Genomic DNA, 20,918 nt, shown 5'->3' with positions numbered 1-20,918 from the left:
TTCTAATGCTTAAAATGCCGCATGCCGGTATACACCATCGCGATGCCATGCTCATCACAAACATCAATCGAATCCTGATCACGCTTTGAACCGCCCGGCTGAATGATTGCTGTAATTCCTGCTTTTGCCGCTGCTTCCACCGTGTCCGGCATCGGGAAAAATGCATCTGAAGCAAGCACGGCACCTTTTGCCTTTTCTCCGGCTTGCTCAATGGCTATATCCGCTGCTCCGATCCGATTCATTTGTCCGGCTCCGATTCCAATTGTCTGGTTGTCTTTGGCGAGAACAATGGCATTGGATTTCACGTGCTTCACTGCTTTCCAGGCAAACAACAGATTTTTCATTTCCTGTGCTTCCGGCTTTCGTTTGGTAGGAATACGCACATCATTTTGATCGACTTTTCCATCATCACTTTGCTGCACTAATACGCCGCCCTGAACGGTAGTCAGTTTGTTATGAACAGCTGCCGTTTCATTTACATCCAGTTTCAACAGCCTGATATTTTTCTTTTTCGTTAATTTTTCCATTGCATCATCCGTAAATCCGGGTGCAATAATAATTTCCAAAAAGATTTCACTTAACTGCTCGGCGACAGCTGCATTAATTTCCCGGTTTACTGCAACAATTCCACCGAAAATGGAAACCGGGTCTGCATCATATGCCCGCCTAAAAGCTGCTTCCACATTTTCTGCAACTCCGATTCCACAAGGATTCATATGTTTAACCGCAACAGCTGCCGGCTCCTCATATTCCGACACGATATCAAGCGCAGCATTTGCATCCTGAATATTGTTGTAAGAAAGCTCTTTACCGTGGAGCTGCTTTGCATTGGCAATGCTTCCCTCCGTTTGAAGCGGATTTTTGTAAAATGCTGCTTTTTGATGCGGGTTTTCACCATAGCGCAATGTTTGCACTTTTTCATATGTAACTGTATAGGTTTCCGGAAAACCTCCTTCTTCTGTTTCACCAGTAAAATAACCGGCAATCATCGCATCGTAATTGGCTGTATGGCGAAAAACTTTAGCTGCCAGCCTTTTCCGTATTTCCGCTGTTAAGCTATCCGCCTGCAAATTCTCCAATACTTCCTGATAATCAGCAGGATCAACGACCACGGTCACATCGGCATAATTTTTCGCAGATGCCCGCAGCATAGCCGGTCCGCCGATATCAATGTTTTCAATAATATCTTCGTCTGTGGCGCCTTCTTTTTCCAATGTTTGTTTAAATGGATAAAGGTTGACGACAACCATATCAATCGGCGTAATATTATTTTCCTGCAACTGGTGTTGGTGTGTGCTGTCGGAACGCTTCGCAAGCAGTCCGCCATGTATCGCTGGATGCAATGTTTTCACCCGGCCGTCCAGAATTTCCGGAAACCCCGTTACCTCATCTACCGCCGTTGCGGGAATGTCCGCCTCCTGTAAAACACGCAATGTACCGCCGGTGGAAAGAATCTCATAATCCAACGCCATGAGTCCCTTGGCAAATTCGGTTATATTTTCTTTATTGGAAACACTGATAAGTGCCCTTTTTTTCACCTTTATCCCTCACTTTTCTTTTGTTCTCCCAGCAGCTGATTGATCACTTCTGGATAGAGTTTGTGTTCTGCCTGCTGGATCCGTTTTTTTAACGTTTCTTCCGTATCGTTAGTTAGTACCGGCACTTCAACTTGCGCAATCACCGGCCCTGTATCAATTCCTTTATCGATATAATGCACGGTTACCCCCGTTTTGGTTACTCCGGCACGATAGGCCTGGCCAATGGCATCTTTTCCCGGAAAATCGGGAAGCAGGGAGGGATGAATATTTACAATCCGCTTATCAAACTTCTTTAGTAAGGTTTCACCGACAATGCGCATGTAACCGGCAAGAAAAATCCACTCCACACCCGCTTCCTCAAGTTTTTCAGCGAGCATTTCTTCATAGCTTCGCTTATCATAATAATCCTTTGCATGAAAAATAACTGTTGGCATACGGTAATTCTCTGCTTTTTCAATTACTTTTGCTTCGGGCTGATCTGAGACGAGCAGCACAACATCACAGGCCAGATCACTATGTTCCATCATCGCCTGAAAATTACTGCCTGTTCCGGAAGCAAAAACAGCTGCTTTTGGCTTACTCATGAGGAAAAATCCACTCCCTCATTTTCTGTTACTTTGCCGATGACACTGGCAGCTTCGCCATTTTCGAAAAGCAGTTGCAGCACGCCTTCAGCATCCTTTTCCCGAACGGCAAGCGCCATGCCAATGCCCATATTAAATACGCCGTACATTTCTCTTTCTTCCAAATTCCCCTTTTCCTGTAAAAAGGCAAAAATTTCCGGCACTTTCCATTGCGAAGGATTAAGGGTGACACCTAAACCTGAAGGCAGCATACGCGGAAGATTTTCATAAAAGCCTCCCCCGGTTATATGGGAAATTCCTTTCACATCGTATTGTTCCAATACAGCTTTAACCGGTTTTGCGTAAATTCTGGTCGGCTCAATCAGCGCTTCGCCAAGGGGTTTGTCCAGTCCATGCTTTTCAGATAAATCCATTCCGGAAACGATTTTGCGGACAAGGGAGTAGCCATTGGAATGAATGCCGCTGGATGCCAGGCCGATCACTGCATCCCCTGCCTGGATATGTTCCCCGGTGACAAGTTTTGATTTTTCCGCGATTCCTACGGTAAATCCGGCTAAATCATATTCTTCCGCTTCGTACATGCCAGGCATTTCCGCTGTTTCTCCGCCAATCAAAGCAGCCCCGGCATGCTCACACCCATCGGCAATTCCGGCAACAATTTTTTCTATCATGGCAGGGTTGTTTTTTCCACAGGCAATATAATCAAGGAAAAACAAAGGCTCTGCACCTTGGGCCACAATATCATTCACACACATGGCTACGAGATCAACCCCGACTGTATCGTGTTTTTGCAGCTGAAAAGCGAGCTTCAATTTCGTTCCTACTCCGTCCGTCCCTGAAACGAGTACCGGCTCTTTGTAGGAAAAGGCCGATAGATCAAACAGACCGGCAAAAGCCCCAAGACCACCAAGCACTTCTTTCCGTGAGGTTCTTGCGATATGCTTTTTCATCCGCTCTACAGCTTCATAGCCTTTCTCCACATCTACTCCGGCATTTTTATACATATCCGACATGTTTATCCTCCTGCATTAACTTTTTATAAAATTATCCTCTGTTTTTTCTGTTGTTACAGGGTAATTTCCTGTCATACACGCCATACATAATCCCTGATTAATCGTCTTATCTTTTACAATCGCTTTTTCCAGCCCTGCTTCGGATAAATAAGCGACACTGTCTGCATCAATCACACCAGCTATTTCATTCACAGAATAATTGGCAGCAATCAACTCTTTCCTTGTTGACATATCAATGCCGTAATAGCAGGGATGAGTAATTGGCGGTGAGGCAATGCGGACATGCACTTCTTTAGCTCCGGCCTTTTTCAGCATTTTTACAATCCGCTTACTTGTCGTACCGCGAACGATGGAATCATCAATCATAATAATCCTTTTACCATCCACAATACTCCGGACCGGCGCCAATTTCATTTTCACACCCTGTTCCCGTAATTCCTGGGAAGGCTGTATAAAAGTTCTCCCGATATAACGGTTTTTTAATATTCCCATTTCGTAGGGCAAACCGCTTTCCTCCGCATACCCGATAGCTGCGGAAATACTGGAGTCAGGGACCCCGATCACCATATCGGCATCAACAGGTGCTTCCCTTGCCAGTTCCCTTCCGGCACTTTTTCTGGAAGCATGCACATTTACACGATTGACATCACTGTCCGGTCTGGATAAATACACATATTCCATCCCGCACATTCTCCTGCGGCCTCTCGGTGCGAATCTTGTAATCTCCATTCCTTCATCACTGATGATTACGAGTTCACCAGGTAACACTTCACGTTCAAACACGGCACCGATTTGATCAAAAGCACAGGTTTCAGAAGCAATTACATAGGCATCTCCCAGTTTTCCGACAGAAAGGGGGCGTATGCCTGCAGGGTCCACCGCTGCATACATTTTATCTTCCTTTAATATGACAAAAGTATATGCACCGATGATTTGATTCAACGCGTCGGAAATGGATTTCTTGTTCGGTGTCTGTCCGCCTCTCCGAATCAGGTGTGCCAGTAATTCCGTGTCCGAGGAGGTCTGCAAAATGCTCCCTTTGCTCTCCAATGCAGCACGCAACCGGCGTGAATTCAGGATGTTGCCATTTTGGGCAAGTGCCATGCTTCCGCCTGTTTGGGTACGGAATAACAACGGCTGCACATTTTCAATCGTTCTGCCGCCTTCTGTTGTATAACGGACATGTCCTATCGCATTCATCCCGGGAAGCTTGTCAAATTCAACTTCCCCAAAGACGTCATTAATTAGTCCCAGTCCTTTATGGGACCGGAGATTCTCCCCGTCATTGACAACGATGCCGGCCCCTTCCTGTCCCCTGTGCTGCATGGAATGAAGGCCGTAATAGGTCAGCTCGGCTGCTTTCCTGTGATTCCAAATGCCGAATACTCCACATTCTTCATTTATGCCTTTGAGTTCACCATGCATGGGATCGCTCCCCTCCATAACTTCTCCAGTTCTTTCGCATCTTCCTTGAACACGGTATCTTCGTTAACTTTGATTACAATGGATGAACCTGCCGTAACCGTACCAATTTCCTTTGCATGTTCCACTCTCGCTTCAAATGCTTCTTTATTCTCTTCTTTAATCGAAACAAGGAATCTTGACTGGGACTCACTGAATAATGCTGCAGTCACTTCCCCGGAAAGTGCCGCCTGTGCCCCGAGTCCATTTCCTGAAAAAGTACATTCAGCCAGTGCTACCGCCAGTCCTCCTTCAGCAAGGTCGTGTGCTGATTCTACAATACCTTCCCGAATGGCCTGCAGCAGCTGTTTTTGGCGAATGGCTTCCACATCCAGGTCAATTTCCGGGGCTTTCCCTTCGTATTTACCATGGATAACATTTTGCAGTTCACTGCCGCCAAATTCCGCTTTTGTTTCCCCGATCAGATAAATCGCATCTCCTTCGTTTTGGAAAACGCTTGGGGTAATATGCTCAAGTGATTCATGCAAGCCAACCATGCCGACAATCGGGGTCGGGAAAATCGACTTCCCGTTTGACTGGTTGTATAAGGAAACGTTTCCGCTGACTACCGGTGTACCTAGTGCTTTGCTTGCATCACTCATGCCCTCAACACTTTTCTCCATTTGCCAGAAAGTTTCCGGGTTCGTTGGATTGCCAAAGTTTAAGCCGTCTGTCAATGCGAGTGGCTTTGCACCAGAGCTGACCAGGTTCCTTGCTGCTTCTGCAACAGCAATTTTTCCGCCGGTTTCCGGATCCAAATGAATATAGCGGGAATTACAATCTGTTGTGATGGCAATGGATTTATCCTTGTCGCCAATGCGAACCACAGCTGCATTTGATCCAGGAGGTACGACTGTGTTTTCCTCCACCCCTGTGTCAAATTGGCTATACGCCCATTCTTTGCTTGCTATGGTCGGCTGCTGGAGTAATTTTTTTAGTATAGCTGCATAATCTTTCACTTCAGGTACGGTATTTTTCATCTGCTTAAATGCTTTAAAATGACCTGCTTCCTTTGACGGCATCTCGTATACGGGCGCATCTTCTGTCAATGCATCCACGGGGATATCCGCCATCACTTCACCGTGCTGCTTAATGCGGAACATTTTTTCTTCAATGACTTCTCCAACAGCCACTGCCTTAAGATCATACTTTTCAAATACGTCGATAATTTCCTGTTCACGGCCTTTTTTCACGACGAGAAGCATCCGTTCCTGGGATTCTGAAAGCATTAACTCATAGGCATTCATATTCTTTTCTTTCTGCGGTACAAGATCGAGATTCATTTCCACCCCTGTACCTGCTTTACTTGCCATCTCACTTGCTGATGAAGTGAGGCCAGCCGCTCCCATATCCTGCATGCCAACGAGTGCATCGGAATTGATTACTTCCAGGCAAGCTTTAATGAGTGCTTTTTCCACCTCGGGGTTACCTGAAACAGTTGGATCATCCCCGGAAACCTCTTCCCCCAAGTCCTCCGAAGAAAATGTTGCACCGTGAATTCCTTCCCTGCCAGTAGCAGCGCCGGCATAAAGGACTGTATTTCCCACTCCTGAAGCAATTCCTTTTTGAATGTCATCGTGATCAATTAAACCAATACACATCGCATTGACCAGTGGATTATCTTCATAGCTCTCATCAAACTGTACTTCCCCACCGACTGTTGGTACTTCAACACCCTTTCCATAGAAAGCCATGCCTTTTACAACTTCGGAAAATAAGTATTTAACACGATCTGAATGTAAATTCCCAAAGCGGAGGGAGTTCAATAAAGCAATCGGACGGGCCCCCATGGAAAACACATCACGGACGATGCCGCCTACACCGGTAGCAGCTCCGTCAAATGGATTTACTGCTGACGGGTGATTATGGCTTTCAATTTTAAACACTACCGCCTGATTATCACCGATATCAACGACGCCTGCCCCTTCCCCGGGCCCCTGCAGTACATGTGGTGCTTTAACAGGAAATTTTCTTAATAATGGCTTCGATGTTTTATAGCTGCAATGCTCTGACCACATGACCGAGAATATGCCGGTTTCGGTAAAATTCGGCAGACGGTCCAGCAATTTCTTTACCATTTCAAATTCTTCATCATTCAGTCCCATTTCCCTGTACAGCTTCTCTTTTTCGATTTGTTCCGGTTGAATAGCACGTTTTTCTGCCATAGGATCCCCTCCATTTTTGTGTAGACAGCTTATGAACTTTCGTGTTGCTTCCTTTTTGTATCAAATTACCCTTCCGTTAAACCGATTCGTTCAAAAATTGCATCCACATTTTTCAAGTGATATGTGTAATCGAAGCAGTCATCAATTTCTGCCTGCGATAATTTTTCTGTGATTTTCACATCATCTTCCACAAGCTGCTTGAATGATGTTTCTGTTTCCCAGGCTTCCATTGCTTTCGGTTGCACTATGTCATATGCTGTTTCTCTTGCCATTCCTTTATCTATCAATGCCAGCAATACGCGTTGGGAAAAAATCACGCCGTATGTTTTATCAATATTCCGCTTCATGTTTTCCGGAAATACAGTCAGCTTTTTGACGATATTGGAAAATCGGTTCAGCATGTAATTCAAGGCAATTGTTGCATCCGGTAAAATCACACGTTCAGCGGACGAATGGGAAATATCCCGTTCATGCCATAAAGCCACATTTTCATAGGCGGTTGTCATGTAGCCCCGAACCACTCTTGCCATCCCGCTCATATTTTCCGATCCAATCGGATTACGCTTATGCGGCATGGCGGAAGATCCTTTTTGTCCCTTTGCAAAAAACTCTTCCACTTCCCTTGTTTCCGTCTTTTGCAGGCCGCGTATTTCCGTGGCAAATTTTTCAATGGATGTGGCGATTAAAGCAAGCGTCGAAACATAGGCGGCATGCCGGTCCCGCTGCAGTGTTTGAGTGGAAACCGGAGCTGGCTTCAGTCCGAGCTTTTCACATACATGCTTCTCCACATACGGATCAATATTGGCATATGTTCCGACTGCACCTGACAGCTTGCCGAATTCTATTTGTTCTGCTGCCAGTTCAAACCGCTCCATGTTCCGCTTCATTTCCTCATACCAGAGTGCCAGTTTCAATCCGAAAGTAGTCGGTTCTGCATGCACACCATGGGTTCTGCCCATCATGACCGTATGCCGGTGCTCCAATGCTTTTTCCTTTAGGGTTTGAATGAAATTATTCATATCTTTGCGGATGATTTCATTGGCCTGTTTAATTAAATAAGATAAAGCTGTATCTACGACATCCGTGGAGGTGAGTCCGTAATGCACCCATTTCTTTTCTTCCCCGAGTGATTCCGATACGGCACGGGTGAAAGCTACGACATCATGCCTTGTCTCCTGTTCAATTTCATAAATGCGGTTCATATCGAATGCGGCATTTTCACGCAGTTTCTTTACGTCTTCAACCGGGATCAAACCCAGCTCACTCCATGCTTCACAGGCTAGAATTTCCACTTCCAACCAGGCACGATACTTGTTTTCCTCCGTCCATATGGACCCCATTTCTTCCCGTGTATATCGTTCAATCATTGTTTGGCCTCCTCAAATTGCTCTACCATTTCACTTAGTCCCTCTCTTGTTTCCCCGAGGAAAGTGACATGCCCCATCTTCCGTTTTGCTTTAGCTTCCGCTTTTCCGTACAAATGAACGAAAGGTTCGGGCTGCTCCTGCATCACTTTCAACGTCCCGTCGATATCCTCACCCAATATATTTACCATAACAGCGGGCTGCAGCAATTCCACTTTTGCTAGGGGTAGTCCGCAAACGGCCCTTATATGCTGGGTGAACTGGGAAACACTGCATGCTTCGATCGTATAATGACCCGAATTGTGCGGACGCGGTGCCATCTCATTTAAATAAATGTCCTCCCCCTTTACGAACATTTCAATGGCAAAGGTTCCCACAATATGCATTTTTTCCGCCAGTTTCCCTGCTGCCTGTATCGCTTTTTCTTCCACTGCCCCGGCAACTTGGGCAGGTACTGTAGTTTTATATAAAATATGGTCTTTATGTTCATTTTCAGCCAGTGGAAAATAGGTGATTTCCCCGGATTGAGCTCTCGTAAATACGACAGAAATTTCCTTGTCAAAAGGAACCCACTTTTCAATAATGCAATGTCCTTTTTCCTCTGCAAAGTCGATCGCTGTCTGCATATCATCTTTTGACGCTATTTTGATTTGCCCTTTGCCATCATATCCTCCGCTGCAGGTTTTGATCACTGCCGGAAAAGCGATGTTTCGCAGTGCATCCTCACATTCTTTGCCATTGTGAACAATCGCAAAGTCGGGTACCGGAAGGCCTGCATTTTTTATCAGCTGCTTTTCCTTTTCCCTGTTTTGAGTAATTTCCAGTGCATAGGCACCCTGCGGCAACTTTCCTTCTTTTTCTAAATAAGCAGCTGCCTGGAGGTCCACATTTTCGAATTCATACGTAATGACATCACTTACGTTATTCAATTCCCTGATCGCATCCATATCGTCGTATGCAGCTGTGATGGAATGATCAGCCACTTGAGCGGTCGGGCAATCGGGTGTTGGATCAAGTACTGCAATACGATAACCCATATGCCGTGCCGCCAGCGCCATCATTCGGCCGAGCTGGCCACCGCCAATAATTCCAATTGTTTTTGAAGGTAATATTTGTTTATTTGTCTGCAAGGTCTTCCCTCATTTCTGCCACTTTATTCTTCATGTTGTCCCGGTAGGTGTCCAGTTTTGCAGCAACATATTCATCATGGGATCCGATGATTTGCGCCGCTAAGATTCCTGCATTGGTGGCTCCTGCTTTCCCGATCGCCACGGTAGCTGTCGGCACGCCGCCGGGCATTTGCACGATGGATAACAGGGAGTCCAGGCCGTTTAAAGCTTTGCTTTGCACGGGTACCCCGATGACAGGCAATGTAGTCTGGGATGCAACCATGCCAGGAAGGTGTGCCGCACCGCCCGCTCCTGCAATAATCACTTTCAGTCCGCATTCTCTTGCTTCTTTTGCGTAGGTGAACATGTCATCCGGCGTACGATGTGCTGATATTACTTCCTTTTCATATGGAATTTGCAAATCGTCCAGTACATCGCAAGTGTGCTGCATCGTTTCCCAATCTGAGATGCTTCCCATAATAACTCCGACTGCTGCCATAATATCCCCTCCAGAAGATACTTGCCATTTAGTTTGTTACTTGATTATCCTTTATTATATTATTTTTGAATTAAAAAAGCCTATTCATCTCCCCCGGTGTATGAGAGAAGATGAATAGACTTGATGAATAACATTAAAAACAGATCATTGTACAGATTAGAAAACCTGGCTTATTGCCAGTAACCGCGAAAGCCTTAGCACCTCAAGGGTAGGACCTAAAGGCCCTTGCATTTATCCAGATGTAAAAGTTTCGCTATCTTACCTGCCAACGATTCATCCTCCCTCATAGTCCGGCTTTTACGGAGCCAGGTAGAAACTTCCGAGCCATATTCCCGGAAATATATGAGGTAATTCTATTAAGTTTTCTTGCTTCAGCATATCAAAATAGCAGTGAGTTTGTCAATAAAACAGCGAACGTTTTTTTAATTTAACATATTAATGTTCGGGTTTTACGAGGTGTTGATTTACAAAATAGAAGTAAAAAAGAAACTCAATGGGAATACGCTGAATTTTTTTCGCTTCATCATCTTTTTCCATCCCATCTCCAAATTAAAAACAGATTACTATAATGCAATCTGCTCCGCTTTCTACCCATGGAAGGGATATCCTAACTATAATTGATAAAAAAGAAACTGAATAGTCCTTATTTGTTCTAATCAGTTTCCTTTGCCTTATTTGTTTGGTGTTCATTGTTTTCAGGGGGATCAGGTGGATCATCGGGCTGCACCTGCTTCCCTTTCTTCGGGTTCATCAATCTCCCCCGGCGCACCTGCTTCACCCAGAATCCGCCGTAGATCTGCTTTGGTTCATAAGCAATGATAAACGCTTTCGGGTCAATTTCCTTAATCGTTTCATAAAGCTTTAATTCGTATTTTCGCGGCGTTAAAATTTGCATGGCGAGTCTGTCACCTTCCATACCGTACGCAAACCAGCTGGTCACGCCATACCCTTTTGACCTGAGCGTTCTCGTAAAGTCGATATCCGGATTGGAGGATATCACATTGACAGTAATATAGCCCAGTGCAAGTTTATCCTCAATTTTTGTTCCCACAATGACACCTGTACCAAAACCGAGTGCATAGGCTGCAAGATTTTGAATTTCATTCAGATTGTCCAATACGAGGCCAAGCCCGATAACATATATGACAACTTCCACCATGCCTACAGAAGCTGCAATATAGCGGCGGCCTTTTAAAGTTAAAATCATCCGGATCGTAAAAAATGAAACGTATACTACATTGATAAGAAATATGATTGTCACCATCACTAATGCGTTACTTAACAATGAAACCGCCTGCCTTTCCCATGTTTTGCCAGCGCACTTAAATATAATAATATGCACAGGTAAAACCGTTCTTGTCGTGTATGCTTGAATTCTCCCTGAAGAACCTGGTGGATTCCTGCATTATATGCTGGCACCCTATACTTCTATGCGGCTATTGGGGATTATTCTTTATTCGGCCCGTACACCCGCTTTTCAATAGAAGATTCTGTACCGTGAAGTCGTTTTTGCAATCTCCGTTTCCAATTCGGTGCCAGCAGTTCACAGGAAGCAAGTTCTTCCGCCAGGCGTAGATCTTCTTTATGAATATGCATGACTTCATTGCAAGCGGCAATGGTCCACTCGGGATACAGCCTTTCCAATAATTCCAGGTCAGATGCTGCCTGAACATGGCCTTCTTTCAACACGCGGAAATACCATCCGGTCCGGCCACTGTTTTGTATGCGTAAAGCCAAATCCATAATGCGGAAACGGCGGGCCGGTTTCCAGCATGGCTGGCGTGGCTGTGATACTTGAATAACCGCCTCACCTATTTTATATGTATCTCCAATGCATACGGAGTATTCATCCATTTCCAATACGGCAAAGTTTTCACCGAATCCCCCCATATCAATGGTGTCCAATTCCAGCTCCTTTTGCCAGTCTGTATAATGTTTAATCGGATAGGCAAAAACTGCCTTTTCCGGTCCACCGTGATTTTTTGTATCTGCCACTTCATCTCCGGTAAATCCAGTTTTGGACAACCACACCTTTCCTTCTGTTTCTGTTTTATAAATACCGCTCTTCCAGGGTCTGTCCATTTTATTTTCTGCATTTTCCGTACCAAGTTGCTTTACTTTTCCTGTAAATAATTTATGAACATATGGTTCTTCCATCATTACATCGCACTCCATTTATGATATAGTATCTTTATTCTATTAGAAATCCGAGCATTCGCCAACCTTTTAAAGTTACAGACGTTTGTTGCTGATAAGCAGCAGAATGTGAAAAATAAATATATTATCATCGTTCGGAGGGGAAAATATGCAATTGGAAAAAGCAACTTTTGCCGGAGGATGTTTTTGGTGCATGGTCAAGCCGTTTGACCAGTGGGACGGTGTCCATGCAGTCATATCCGGCTATACAGGCGGACACGTGGAAAACCCTACTTATGAAATAGTGAAAGAGGGAAATTCAGGCCATTACGAAGCCGTGGAAATCACGTACGATCCGGCAGTAATCAGTTATGATACAATTTTACGCATCTATTGGCAGCAAATTGATCCTACTGATGACGGCGGGCAATTCCATGATCGGGGCGATTCCTACCGGACAGCCATCTTCTATCATACGGATGAGCAGAAGCGTGCGGCGGAAAAATCCAAAAATGAACTGGAAGCCAGCGGCAGATTTTCAGCACCAATCGTTACCAGAATTCTGCCGACGGACACCTTTTACCCTGCTGAGGACTACCATCAGGAATATTATAAAAAGAACGAGAAACACTACAAAGAAGACCGGGAAAAATCCGGCCGCGATGAATTTATCCAATCTGTTTGGAAATGATTGTTGAACTTTAGGGTATGACTCCCAAAACCGCGGATAATCATAAGAAACGATTTAGCTTATTAAAAAAAAGAAAAAATAACTTTGACGATTCATTCAGTATATGATATATTAATCTAAATTCATATTAGTGACAACTCATCCAGAGAGAGGGAGGGACTGACCCGTTGAACTCTCGGCAACCGCTTATCCTTAAGCAAGGTGCCAATTTCAGAAGCATATTTATGCTAAAGATGAGAAAGGACGGTATCTGTATATCTGCCTCTTCTCATTTTTTTGAGAAGAGGCTTTATTTTTTCTCGAGTTGTCATTACATGAAAAATATCAAATGGGAGAGAAATTATTATGGCAAAAGAAGTATTCAAAGCTAACGCACATCTGCAGGAAAAAGTACTGGTGGAAACGACAGCACGGCAGCATCGTGTACTCGTTGACGAACCGCAAGCATTAGGCGGGGATGACACTGCAATGAATCCGGTAGAATTATTATTATCAGCACTGGGAGCTTGCCAATCGATTGTTGCCCGTACGTATGCTGATGACTTCGGGATTGACTTGAAGGATTTCAGAGTCGAACTGGAAGGGGATCTTGATACAAACGGATTCTTGAACAAAACTGACGTCCGTCCCGGTTTTTCAGATATTCGTTCAACATACAACATCGATACGGATGCACCAGAAGACAGAGTAGTAGAGTTCATACAATTTCTTGAAAAGCATTGCCCTGTGGGAGACACAATAGAAAACGCAGTGAATTTCTCATCTTCCTATAAAATTAATCAAAAAGCTTAGACGGGCGAAACACGGGGACGGTTCTTAAAGGGGACAATCGGAAATTTTGCGTCAAAAAAGCACAACTAGCGGGTATTAGCTGCTTGTTGTGCTTTTTTCTACCTATATCACTAGCGTTGCAGGAAAATAATATTAAAAAATCAAGTAAAATATTTTATTTGAAAGTTGGTAATATTAGATCTTTTCACTTTAAAATCCATTAAAAAAACCTTATAATTAGGGTATGGTAGTCCTGTCCAAATCCCTAACTATAAGGAGAAACCATGGACAATAATACCATAAAAACTGTATTCAAGGAATACATTCATCCATTAGATTCAAAGGTAATACAAAAAATGATTGATCATGCCGAAGTTGACAAATACGTCAAAAAGCTTGATGTACTTACGTTTACGAATGCTTTTATCTATGCCCAGTTAAAAAACTTAGATAGTCTGAAGCGGATAAGTGATACGATTAAACGAAAGAAAACGGTGCAAAGACTTGTTGGTATAGAGAGCATTAGTAAATCACAACTCTCTCGAAAAAATGGAGATATTCCACCCGAGATTTTTCAGGCGATCCTGCATCATTTAATTCAAAAGCTGCACCAAATACTTGGCCCAACAATGACAGACAAATCACTTGGAAAGCTTCATCTGATTGATTCATCGACCATTTCCATGTGTCTCAGCCAATATGAATGGGCAGATTTTCGGGAGACAAAAGCGGGAGTGAAGATGCATACTTCCATCGTCTTTTGTGATGATATCTCTTATCCAAATGATATGATACTTACCCCTGCAAGACCTGCTGATGAAACTCAGTTGGATTCATTAATTGTGCCGGATAAAGGGGTCCTTCATGTCTTCGATCGAGGTTATTTCAACTTTGCTAAGTTTGATTATTATTGTGAAAAAGGTATCCGGTTTGCCACAAGAATTAAATCGAATACTGTTGTAAATGTCATCGAGGAATTGCCGGTAGATGAGGATTCTTCAATCTCCAGGCATGCGATCGTGAAGATTGGAAACATGAAGAATCCGCTGCAGTTAATAGAAACTGTAGACAGCGAAGGGAACCAGATCCGAATTGTGTGTAACGATGCAACCGTCGGTGCACAGGAAATCAGTGATATTTACCGGCATCGCTGGCAAATTGAATTGTTTTTCAAATGGATAAAGCAACATCTGGTTATCAAAAAACTGTATGGAAAGAGTGAAAACGCTGTATACAATCAAATACTAATAGCTATGATTACTTTCTGCCTAACCCTGTTAATGAAAAACAAGTTGGGCTATGAAGGAACTTTAGTCGAAATGTTGCGTTGGACCCGTGATTTCTGGTCACAATCCATGACATTTTTTATTTCCGAATTATTCAGGAAACCAGAACGATCATCCAATGGACGACGAAGGCTGGACCACGAAAAGGTTTTTAATGAAACCTTGGCACAATACGAATCAGAGGAGGTTTTGCACTTAGATGATCTAAGCTACGATCCAGTTAACTAATAAATATATAAAATTCTAAAAATGGATGAAGGGCTACCTTTAAAGCATATTAACTTTTTTTCTCGAATAAAACTAGGTATTTATCAGAAAATTGAACTAAATAACTGAAGCTACCAGATTTATTGATTGACATTGTTTTTACTTTTTAATGCAACGCTAGTGTACCTATATGTAATTTCTAACCAGCAAAATTTTTGATTGCCCAAGAAGAATGAAGTCGCGGGTCTCAGGCGTCTCCCCCATGGAAATTCCATTTCTGATCTTTATTATAGGACTTTTCCCCATTAAAATCAATATTTAGACATACCTCCCCCCCTCCCCACTGAAGAGGCTTTTCGCCTGTTAGAGGGTCTGACCCCTCAATTGCAAAAATTCAGAATTGAGGGGTCAGACCCCCTCAGTTGCGTTTATGAATGCTTTGTATATTTTCAGGGAGGGTTGGTCGTTTATGGTTGCGGTTGCTTCCGGGTGCCATTGCAGGCCAAGTACAAAAGGCAGCTCCCGGCTTTCCACCGCTTCCACCACTCCATCACTGGATGTCCCGCTAATTTGAAATCCTTTGGGCACATTACGGTTTGCCTGGTGATGATAGCTGTTAACCTTGAATTTTTCTTCTCCGGTAATCTGATAAAGCAATGAATCTTTTTCCACATACACATAATGAGACATATGCTCCATTGGAGCCTTTTGCCTGTGCTGCAGGAGCTCTTGATCCATTTGCGCATAGATATCCTGATACATATCCCCGCCTGCTGCTATGTTTAATGTTTGGCTTCCCCGGCACACACCAAGAATGGGCTTTTTCATTCCCATTAGCTTTTTCATTAATTTAATTTCCGAGTGGTCCCTGGCAGGAATAATGGTGCCGAGGTCCGGATGTGGTTCCTCCCCAAACAGTGTAGGATCTATATCATACCCACCTGTGGCGTAGAGGCCATCAATCTGTCCTGCAATCTGCTCCACATCTTCCTCTTCCAGGAAATAAGGCAATAGGACCGGCATGCCACCGGCTCTCAGGATTGCTTTCACATTTCTATTTGTCACGGAATACACGGACTGATCCATTTCCATGGACGCAGTCAATCCAATTACTGGTTTCATTATAATCTCCCCCTGCAAAACAGTATATTTAATCATTAGTTTATACGTCCCAGCATCATCTGTCCATAGCTGATTTTCTTACTATGCTTAGACAAAAAATGCTATAGTAAGTAGGAGACAAAAATATTAGAGGAGCACTTATATTGATAAAGAAAGAATCATTAATACCGTTAAAAATGCTGTTATTCAGCTTTCATGCAACAAATACTATTATTCTAAGCTTTCTCCCCATATATCTGGATTTCCGGGGACTGAGTGAAACGGAAATTGGCTGGGTTCTGGCGATAGGACCGCTCGCCTCTATTTTTGCCCAGCCTTTTTTCGGATATTTAAGTGATAAATATAAAACAGTTAAATGGATTTTGCTCGTTTGTGTCATTGGACTGCTCATTTTCAGCACACTTTTCTTTCAAATGAACACACTGCTGTCCATTATGCTGATGGGTGCTGTTTTTTACTTTTTCACCACACCGATCGGTGCATTGGGAGATAGTCTTGCACAGCGGCGGGCGGATGAACTGCAGATTTCTTTTGGCACGATACGTATGTGGGGATCTGTCGGTTTTGCGACCTCTTCTCTTATCGTAGGTGAAATCCTTGCGCGAGTGGGAATTGAATATATGATCTGGCCTTACTTATTTTTCGGTACATTGGCACTGTTGGTTGTCTTTCGGTTAAAGGATGTAAAAGTTGATGCAGAACCAGTTCAATTTAAGGATATTGGTAAAATTGTTAAAAACAAGCCCTTTATCTTTTTTCTGCTGCTGATCATGTTCCTGTCCATTACACACCGGGCAAATGATAGTTATATGGGACTTTATATTACGAGACTCGGCGGATCAGAAGGATTAGTCGGGCTGGCATGGTTTGTTGGGGTGATTGCCGAGGCACTCGTTTTTGCCTTTGCGGGGTTTTGGTTCAAGCGGTTTAAACCGCTGATTTTCATTATTTTCGCTGGTGCGATTTACAGTCTCCGCTGGTTTATTTATGGCTGGGCGGATGACCCAATGTATATTGTTGCACTGCAATTCCTGCACGGCCTCACATTTGGTGTATTTTATCTGGCTTCGTTCTCCTACATTACAAGGCTCATACCAAGGCTATTACAATCCACCGGACATCTTGTATTCTTTGCTACATTCTTTGGTGTTTCCGGGATTGTCGGCTCTTTGGCAGGCGGGAGGATCATCGATACATTCAGCGGAAGTGCACTTTACTACAGCATGGGTATGATGGCAGCAATAGGTACAGTTTTGTTAATCATATTTCATGTGTTTTCATACAGGAAGGACTTTGATTCCGCGAACGGCTAGTGCGCAGCGATTCTGGAAAAATCACAGTCGTTGCTGAAAAGGCGTCAAAGGACACTTTTTATAACATATGAAACCCTGACATTTATCCCTTATAAAAATAATTGGATGAATGCCAGGGTCTCAAAGTATTACCTGCTTCTACTCTAACTCAAAAACATAAAATACAATACAAATATGACAAATAATCCATAGATTACCGGATGTACTTCTTTCCCTCTGCCTTTTATAATCATCGTAATCGGATAGAAAACAAACCCAATCGCGATCCCCGTTGCAATACTGTATGTTAAAGGCATGGTCGCAACGGTTAAAAAGGCAGGAACAGCAATTTCAAATCGATCCCACTCAATATCCTTCAGTGCTGAAGCCATCAAAACACCAACAATAATCAGGGCTGGAGCAGTCACCTCGGATGTTACTACACTTAGTAATGGCGAGAAAAATATGGCCAATAGGAAGAATCCTGCAGTAACAACTGATGCAAACCCTGAACGTGCACCGGCACCGACACCGGAGGATGATTCGACAAAAGCAGTTGTCGTCGAGGTTCCAACAGTGGCACCGACTACTGTTGCTGCAGAGTCGGCAAATAGTGCTTTACCGGCACGCGGCATTTTATTGTCCTTTAATAGTCCCGCCTGACGGGCAACACCGACAAGGGTGCCTGCTGTATCAAAAAAGTCAACAAACAGGAATGTTAAAATAACGACCAGCATCTGCATCGTGAAGATGTCGCCCAAATGAAGGAATGCCTGACCAAAAGTTGGCGCAAGACTCGGAACACCACCCACAATATCACCGACACCCTGCGGAGCCTGAATCAGACCAAATAGCATCCCGGCGATGGCGGTAATAATCATACCGTAGAAGATGCCGCCTTTAATCCCCATTGTCATCAGGATCACGGAAACTACCAGGCCGAATATGGCCAGCAGCACATATGGTGAATTTAAATCTCCCAGGGCAAGCAGTGTTGCTTCATCAGCAACAATAATCTGGGCATTTTGAAAACCAATAAACGCAATAAACAGACCAATACCTGCACCAACCGCGAGTTTTAAATTTGCAGGGATGAGATTGATGATTTTTTCCCTGAGACCGGACAACGTAAAAAATATAAAAATAATACCAGAAACAAGTACCCCGGCAAGCGCAGTTTCCCACGGAATGCCATAACCGATAACTACTGTATAGGCAAAAAACGCATTTAACCCCATACCCGGCGCAAGACCGATCGGGTATTTTGCCAGCACACCCATAATCAGGGTACCTACAGCTGCAGAAATCGCAGTTGCAGCAAAGACGGCCCCTTCATCCATACCAGCCTCACTGAGCATGGAGGGATTGACAAAGAGAATATAGGCCATGGCCAAAAATGTAGTCATCCCGCCCATGAATTCTGATTTATAATTGGTCCCCAATTCCTCAAACTGAAAATACTTTTTCAATTTCCTTCCCCCTCGATTTTTATCAAATAAAAATAAAAAACACTTTCAGCTCAATGCCAAAAGTGCTACATTACTACTACAGAAATAAGTAATCGGAAGAAGAAAACAGGTATATATGAAAAATCCGGCATGTTACGGTGCCAGGTTTTCCATTATGCAAGCTCGAGAATCTCAAAATCTCTTACCTGATAAAATAACCATAATCCGTTATTACTGTATCCTGCGTAGTCAGACCATTTACGGCGGTCCGGTAGAAACTTTGGGCCATATCCCCGAAATTATACGCAAAACAATGAAACTCATTATTATTATACTATTTTTCTACTATATGTCAACAGAACACGAACCTTTAAACACATTAATTAATAATCGTTCGTGTTTATTCTCTTTTTTTAAAATATTTTTGGCTCTTCGCTATTTAATGTTGAAAAGTCACATTACTAGACTTGAATAGTAGTCTGCCATTCCTTGTTTGCCGCCCTGCATTGTCTTGGATAATTTATAGGTAGTCAAGGAGTGCGCTTGACAACCTATAAACTATCCAAGGTAGTGGTCGCCAAGGCAAACAAAGGAACAACTACAGTCATGGCTCTGGTACCAAATCCAGCTTATTAACTGTCGCATAGGCCATGGCAATGAAATTCTCAGGTGTTCGATACCCACGGGCTTTCCGCTTAGCTGCTTGAACAAAGCTGTTTATCCCTTCAAGCAGACCGTTTGTCATTTTGGTTTTGAACCACCTTAAAATACCGGATTTATGCTTTTTAAGCGATTTAGCTACTTTTATCATTGGTTCTAACCTGGAACGAACAGCCCAATCGCACCATTCGTCAAAGTACATTTCCGAAATGATAATGGAACGGTTCCACATTTTTTTTAGTGATATTTTCATGCGGTACGCACGCCCGGTAGCTAAGTCCAGGTCCTTTAGTTTCGCAAATGTAGATGCCTGTTTTTTAGTCAGATTCTCCTGGTTTTTCAGCCATAAGTAGCGTGACTTTTTTAATTCCGGCTGTGTTGCCTGTTCTTGTCTGTGTACTAAATCCAATGCTTCATTCACCATTTTCATTACATGGAATTTATCAAAGGTAATGGAAGCATTTGGAAAGTTTGTTTCAATGCCTGAAATAAAAGATGGAGACATATCGCAACAGACCTCCTTGATTTGGGTAGGTTCAACACCTTTACTATCAAGGAATAAGCAGAATTCCTGCAGTACGTCAGCATCTTTACCGACTGTGGCAAAAATTAAAAGATTTGCCACTATTTTCCTGAGGTAGTAATATCAAGGCATCAAAAGGTTTCATAACTTAGCGTCATAAGTAAACGACAAATATCGTAGGTAAAGGGGAAAATACATAATGAAATACGGTTATGCAAGGGTATCAACTAACGGACAGGCTGTAAACGGTAATTCTTTAGAGGATCAAGTCGCAAAATTAGAGGCTGAAGGCTGCGAGGTTATATATAAAGATAGTTTCACCGGAACAAAAAAGGATCGCCCAGAGTTTACTAAGTTACTAGACGTAATAAAAGAAGACGATACTCTTGTAGTGACGAAACTTGACCGCTTTGCTCGTAGGAATTAATACGGTTAGAGAACTGTTTAAACGTGGCGTAAAGGTTCAGATACTCAATATGGGATTAGTAGAAGATACACCAACAGGAAGGCTTATATTTAGCGTAATGAGTGCATTTGCCGAGTTTGAACGTGACATGATCGTAGAACGTACCCAGGAAGGCAAGGCGATCGTAAAACAGAAACCGGACTTTCGAGAAGGACGTCCTAAAAAATACAGTAAGAAACAGATTGAACATGCTCTTAAACTAAAGGAAGCAATGTCGTACAAACAAGTCGAGGAATTGACTGGTATTCAAGAGTACGCTAATCCGTGCCAAGAGAAAACGAGAAGGAGCTTGAAACATAGTAGCGTTATTGACGGCATTTGGTATGTTTGTCGATGTGGATGACAACGAGTATCCTAAAGAGTTTTTCTAGTTAATAAAAAGCTCAGTAGAGGACGATGACACTAAGCAGAATTTACAACGAATAAAGTAAATGATAGAGGGCTGATCAGCTCTCTTTTTTGTGCGCTGATCTTTGCCCCCTTGAGTTTTGGCGAACGTGTTTATGATAAACCCGTGATCCGGTGTTTTCCCGGTGTGTAATATCGCGTAAATTAAACCAAGTAAAAATATTGCAATTACAAG

The 20,918-nt window shown here is 43.3% G+C and carries 17 protein-coding genes, 1 pseudogene and 3 riboswitches; of the genes and pseudogenes, 5 read left to right on the top strand and 13 right to left on the bottom strand.

The genetic code is table 11. The features are described 5' to 3' along the window. Window positions 1–2: 2 nt before the first annotated feature. The 10 genes from purH to ACZ42C_RS18750 all read right to left on the bottom strand — a co-directional run bounded on the left by purH (window position 3) and on the right by ACZ42C_RS18750 (window position 11,890). Entirely contained in the window at window positions 3–1,538 is a 1,536-nt protein-coding gene (purH, locus tag ACZ42C_RS18795; RefSeq protein WP_461183190.1) for a bifunctional phosphoribosylaminoimidazolecarboxamide formyltransferase/IMP cyclohydrolase, read from the bottom strand. Window positions 1,539–1,540: 2 nt separating this feature from the next. Further along, entirely contained in the window at window positions 1,541–2,122 is a 582-nt protein-coding gene (gene purN, locus ACZ42C_RS18790) for a phosphoribosylglycinamide formyltransferase (protein ID WP_461183191.1), read from the bottom strand. Next, window positions 2,119–3,135, bottom strand: a complete 1,017-nt coding sequence (purM, locus tag ACZ42C_RS18785) for a phosphoribosylformylglycinamidine cyclo-ligase (RefSeq protein ID WP_461183192.1) — start codon at window positions 3,133–3,135, stop codon at window positions 2,119–2,121. The genes purN and purM overlap by 4 nt, the downstream gene beginning before the upstream one ends. 15 nt (window positions 3,136–3,150) lie before the next feature. After that, window positions 3,151–4,560, bottom strand: coding sequence for an amidophosphoribosyltransferase (gene purF / locus ACZ42C_RS18780; protein ID WP_461183193.1), 1,410 nt, complete (start codon window positions 4,558–4,560; stop codon window positions 3,151–3,153). Then, complete coding sequence (gene purL, locus ACZ42C_RS18775; RefSeq protein ID WP_461183194.1) at window positions 4,536–6,761, bottom strand: phosphoribosylformylglycinamidine synthase subunit PurL; 2,226 nt, start codon at window positions 6,759–6,761, stop codon at window positions 4,536–4,538. Before purL ends, purF begins: the two co-directional genes overlap by 25 nt. A gap of 65 nt (window positions 6,762–6,826) precedes the next feature. Continuing rightward, window positions 6,827–8,128: an adenylosuccinate lyase gene (purB, locus tag ACZ42C_RS18770; protein WP_461183195.1), complete on the bottom strand. Its 1,302-nt coding sequence runs from the start codon at window positions 8,126–8,128 to the stop codon at window positions 6,827–6,829. Beyond that, window positions 8,125–9,255 (bottom strand): 5-(carboxyamino)imidazole ribonucleotide synthase, encoded by a 1,131-nt coding sequence (purK, locus tag ACZ42C_RS18765; protein WP_461183196.1) that lies wholly within the window; start codon window positions 9,253–9,255, stop codon window positions 8,125–8,127. The genes purB and purK overlap by 4 nt, the downstream gene beginning before the upstream one ends. After that, the gene (gene purE / locus ACZ42C_RS18760; protein ID WP_461183197.1) at window positions 9,242–9,733 is read right to left on the bottom strand and encodes a 5-(carboxyamino)imidazole ribonucleotide mutase; all 492 of its coding nucleotides are present in this window, start codon (window positions 9,731–9,733) and stop codon (window positions 9,242–9,244) included. Before purE ends, purK begins: the two co-directional genes overlap by 14 nt. Before the next feature lie 266 nt (window positions 9,734–9,999). Then, window positions 10,000–10,099: riboswitch (purine riboswitch) on the bottom strand. A gap of 286 nt (window positions 10,100–10,385) precedes the next feature. After that, window positions 10,386–11,018 (bottom strand): DUF2179 domain-containing protein, encoded by a 633-nt coding sequence (locus ACZ42C_RS18755; protein WP_461183198.1) that lies wholly within the window; start codon window positions 11,016–11,018, stop codon window positions 10,386–10,388. A 161-nt stretch (window positions 11,019–11,179) separates the two neighbouring features. Then, complete coding sequence (locus tag ACZ42C_RS18750) at window positions 11,180–11,890, bottom strand: MOSC domain-containing protein (RefSeq protein ID WP_461183201.1); 711 nt, start codon at window positions 11,888–11,890, stop codon at window positions 11,180–11,182. Between the two features lie 148 nt (window positions 11,891–12,038). Here ACZ42C_RS18750 and msrA point away from each other — a divergent pair, with 148 nt between their 5' ends. The 3 genes from msrA to ACZ42C_RS18735 all read left to right on the top strand — a co-directional run bounded on the left by msrA (window position 12,039) and on the right by ACZ42C_RS18735 (window position 14,845). Then, window positions 12,039–12,560: a peptide-methionine (S)-S-oxide reductase MsrA gene (gene msrA, locus ACZ42C_RS18745; RefSeq protein ID WP_461183199.1), complete on the top strand. Its 522-nt coding sequence runs from the start codon at window positions 12,039–12,041 to the stop codon at window positions 12,558–12,560. Between the two features lie 135 nt (window positions 12,561–12,695). Continuing rightward, window positions 12,696–12,800, top strand: a riboswitch (SAM riboswitch). A 105-nt stretch (window positions 12,801–12,905) separates the two neighbouring features. Further along, window positions 12,906–13,352: an OsmC family protein gene (locus tag ACZ42C_RS18740; RefSeq protein WP_461183200.1), complete on the top strand. Its 447-nt coding sequence runs from the start codon at window positions 12,906–12,908 to the stop codon at window positions 13,350–13,352. A 263-nt stretch (window positions 13,353–13,615) separates the two neighbouring features. Further along, entirely contained in the window at window positions 13,616–14,845 is a 1,230-nt protein-coding gene (locus ACZ42C_RS18735) for an IS4 family transposase (protein WP_461183821.1), read from the top strand. 387 nt (window positions 14,846–15,232) lie between these two features. Here the strand turns inward: ACZ42C_RS18735 and ACZ42C_RS18730 are convergent, their stop codons facing one another. Next, complete coding sequence (locus ACZ42C_RS18730) at window positions 15,233–15,946, bottom strand: gamma-glutamyl-gamma-aminobutyrate hydrolase family protein (protein WP_461182373.1); 714 nt, start codon at window positions 15,944–15,946, stop codon at window positions 15,233–15,235. A gap of 143 nt (window positions 15,947–16,089) precedes the next feature. Here ACZ42C_RS18730 and ACZ42C_RS18725 point away from each other — a divergent pair, with 143 nt between their 5' ends. Next, a complete protein-coding gene (locus tag ACZ42C_RS18725) occupies window positions 16,090–17,259 on the top strand; it encodes an MFS transporter (protein WP_461182374.1) in 1,170 nt (389 codons plus the stop codon). Window positions 17,260–17,402: 143 nt separating this feature from the next. Here ACZ42C_RS18725 and ACZ42C_RS18720 read toward each other — a convergent pair whose 3' ends face one another. After that, window positions 17,403–18,707 (bottom strand): NCS2 family permease, encoded by a 1,305-nt coding sequence (locus ACZ42C_RS18720; RefSeq protein WP_461182375.1) that lies wholly within the window; start codon window positions 18,705–18,707, stop codon window positions 17,403–17,405. 205 nt (window positions 18,708–18,912) lie between these two features. Further along, window positions 18,913–19,013: riboswitch (purine riboswitch) on the bottom strand. A gap of 277 nt (window positions 19,014–19,290) precedes the next feature. Next, window positions 19,291–19,971, bottom strand: a complete 681-nt coding sequence (locus ACZ42C_RS18715; protein WP_461182376.1) for an ISL3 family transposase — start codon at window positions 19,969–19,971, stop codon at window positions 19,291–19,293. A 97-nt stretch (window positions 19,972–20,068) separates the two neighbouring features. Between ACZ42C_RS18715 and ACZ42C_RS18710 the strand changes: the two are divergent. Then, window positions 20,069–20,628 (top strand): annotated as a pseudogene (locus ACZ42C_RS18710) (recombinase family protein). Window positions 20,629–20,918: the final 290 nt, after the last annotated feature.

The organism is Virgibacillus kimchii (assembly GCF_055379185.1).
This window is presented reverse-complemented; position numbering and strand designations above follow the sequence as displayed.

Coding starts and splice junctions, on each gene's coding strand:
- ACZ42C_RS18740 (WP_461183200.1), top strand. CDS start 12,906: ATGGCAAAAGAAGTATTCAAAGCTAACGCACATCTGCAGGAAAAAGTA.
- purM (WP_461183192.1), bottom strand. CDS start 3,135: ATGTCGGATATGTATAAAAATGCCGGAGTAGATGTGGAGAAAGGCTAT.
- purF (WP_461183193.1), bottom strand. CDS start 4,560: ATGCATGGTGAACTCAAAGGCATAAATGAAGAATGTGGAGTATTCGGC.
- purB (WP_461183195.1), bottom strand. CDS start 8,128: ATGATTGAACGATATACACGGGAAGAAATGGGGTCCATATGGACGGAG.
- purL (WP_461183194.1), bottom strand. CDS start 6,761: ATGGCAGAAAAACGTGCTATTCAACCGGAACAAATCGAAAAAGAGAAG.
- purE (WP_461183197.1), bottom strand. CDS start 9,733: ATGGCAGCAGTCGGAGTTATTATGGGAAGCATCTCAGATTGGGAAACG.
- ACZ42C_RS18730 (WP_461182373.1), bottom strand. CDS start 15,946: ATGAAACCAGTAATTGGATTGACTGCGTCCATGGAAATGGATCAGTCC.
- purN (WP_461183191.1), bottom strand. CDS start 2,122: ATGAGTAAGCCAAAAGCAGCTGTTTTTGCTTCCGGAACAGGCAGTAAT.
- msrA (WP_461183199.1), top strand. CDS start 12,039: ATGCAATTGGAAAAAGCAACTTTTGCCGGAGGATGTTTTTGGTGCATG.
- ACZ42C_RS18750 (WP_461183201.1), bottom strand. CDS start 11,890: ATGGAAGAACCATATGTTCATAAATTATTTACAGGAAAAGTAAAGCAA.
- ACZ42C_RS18735 (WP_461183821.1), top strand. CDS start 13,616: ATGGACAATAATACCATAAAAACTGTATTCAAGGAATACATTCATCCA.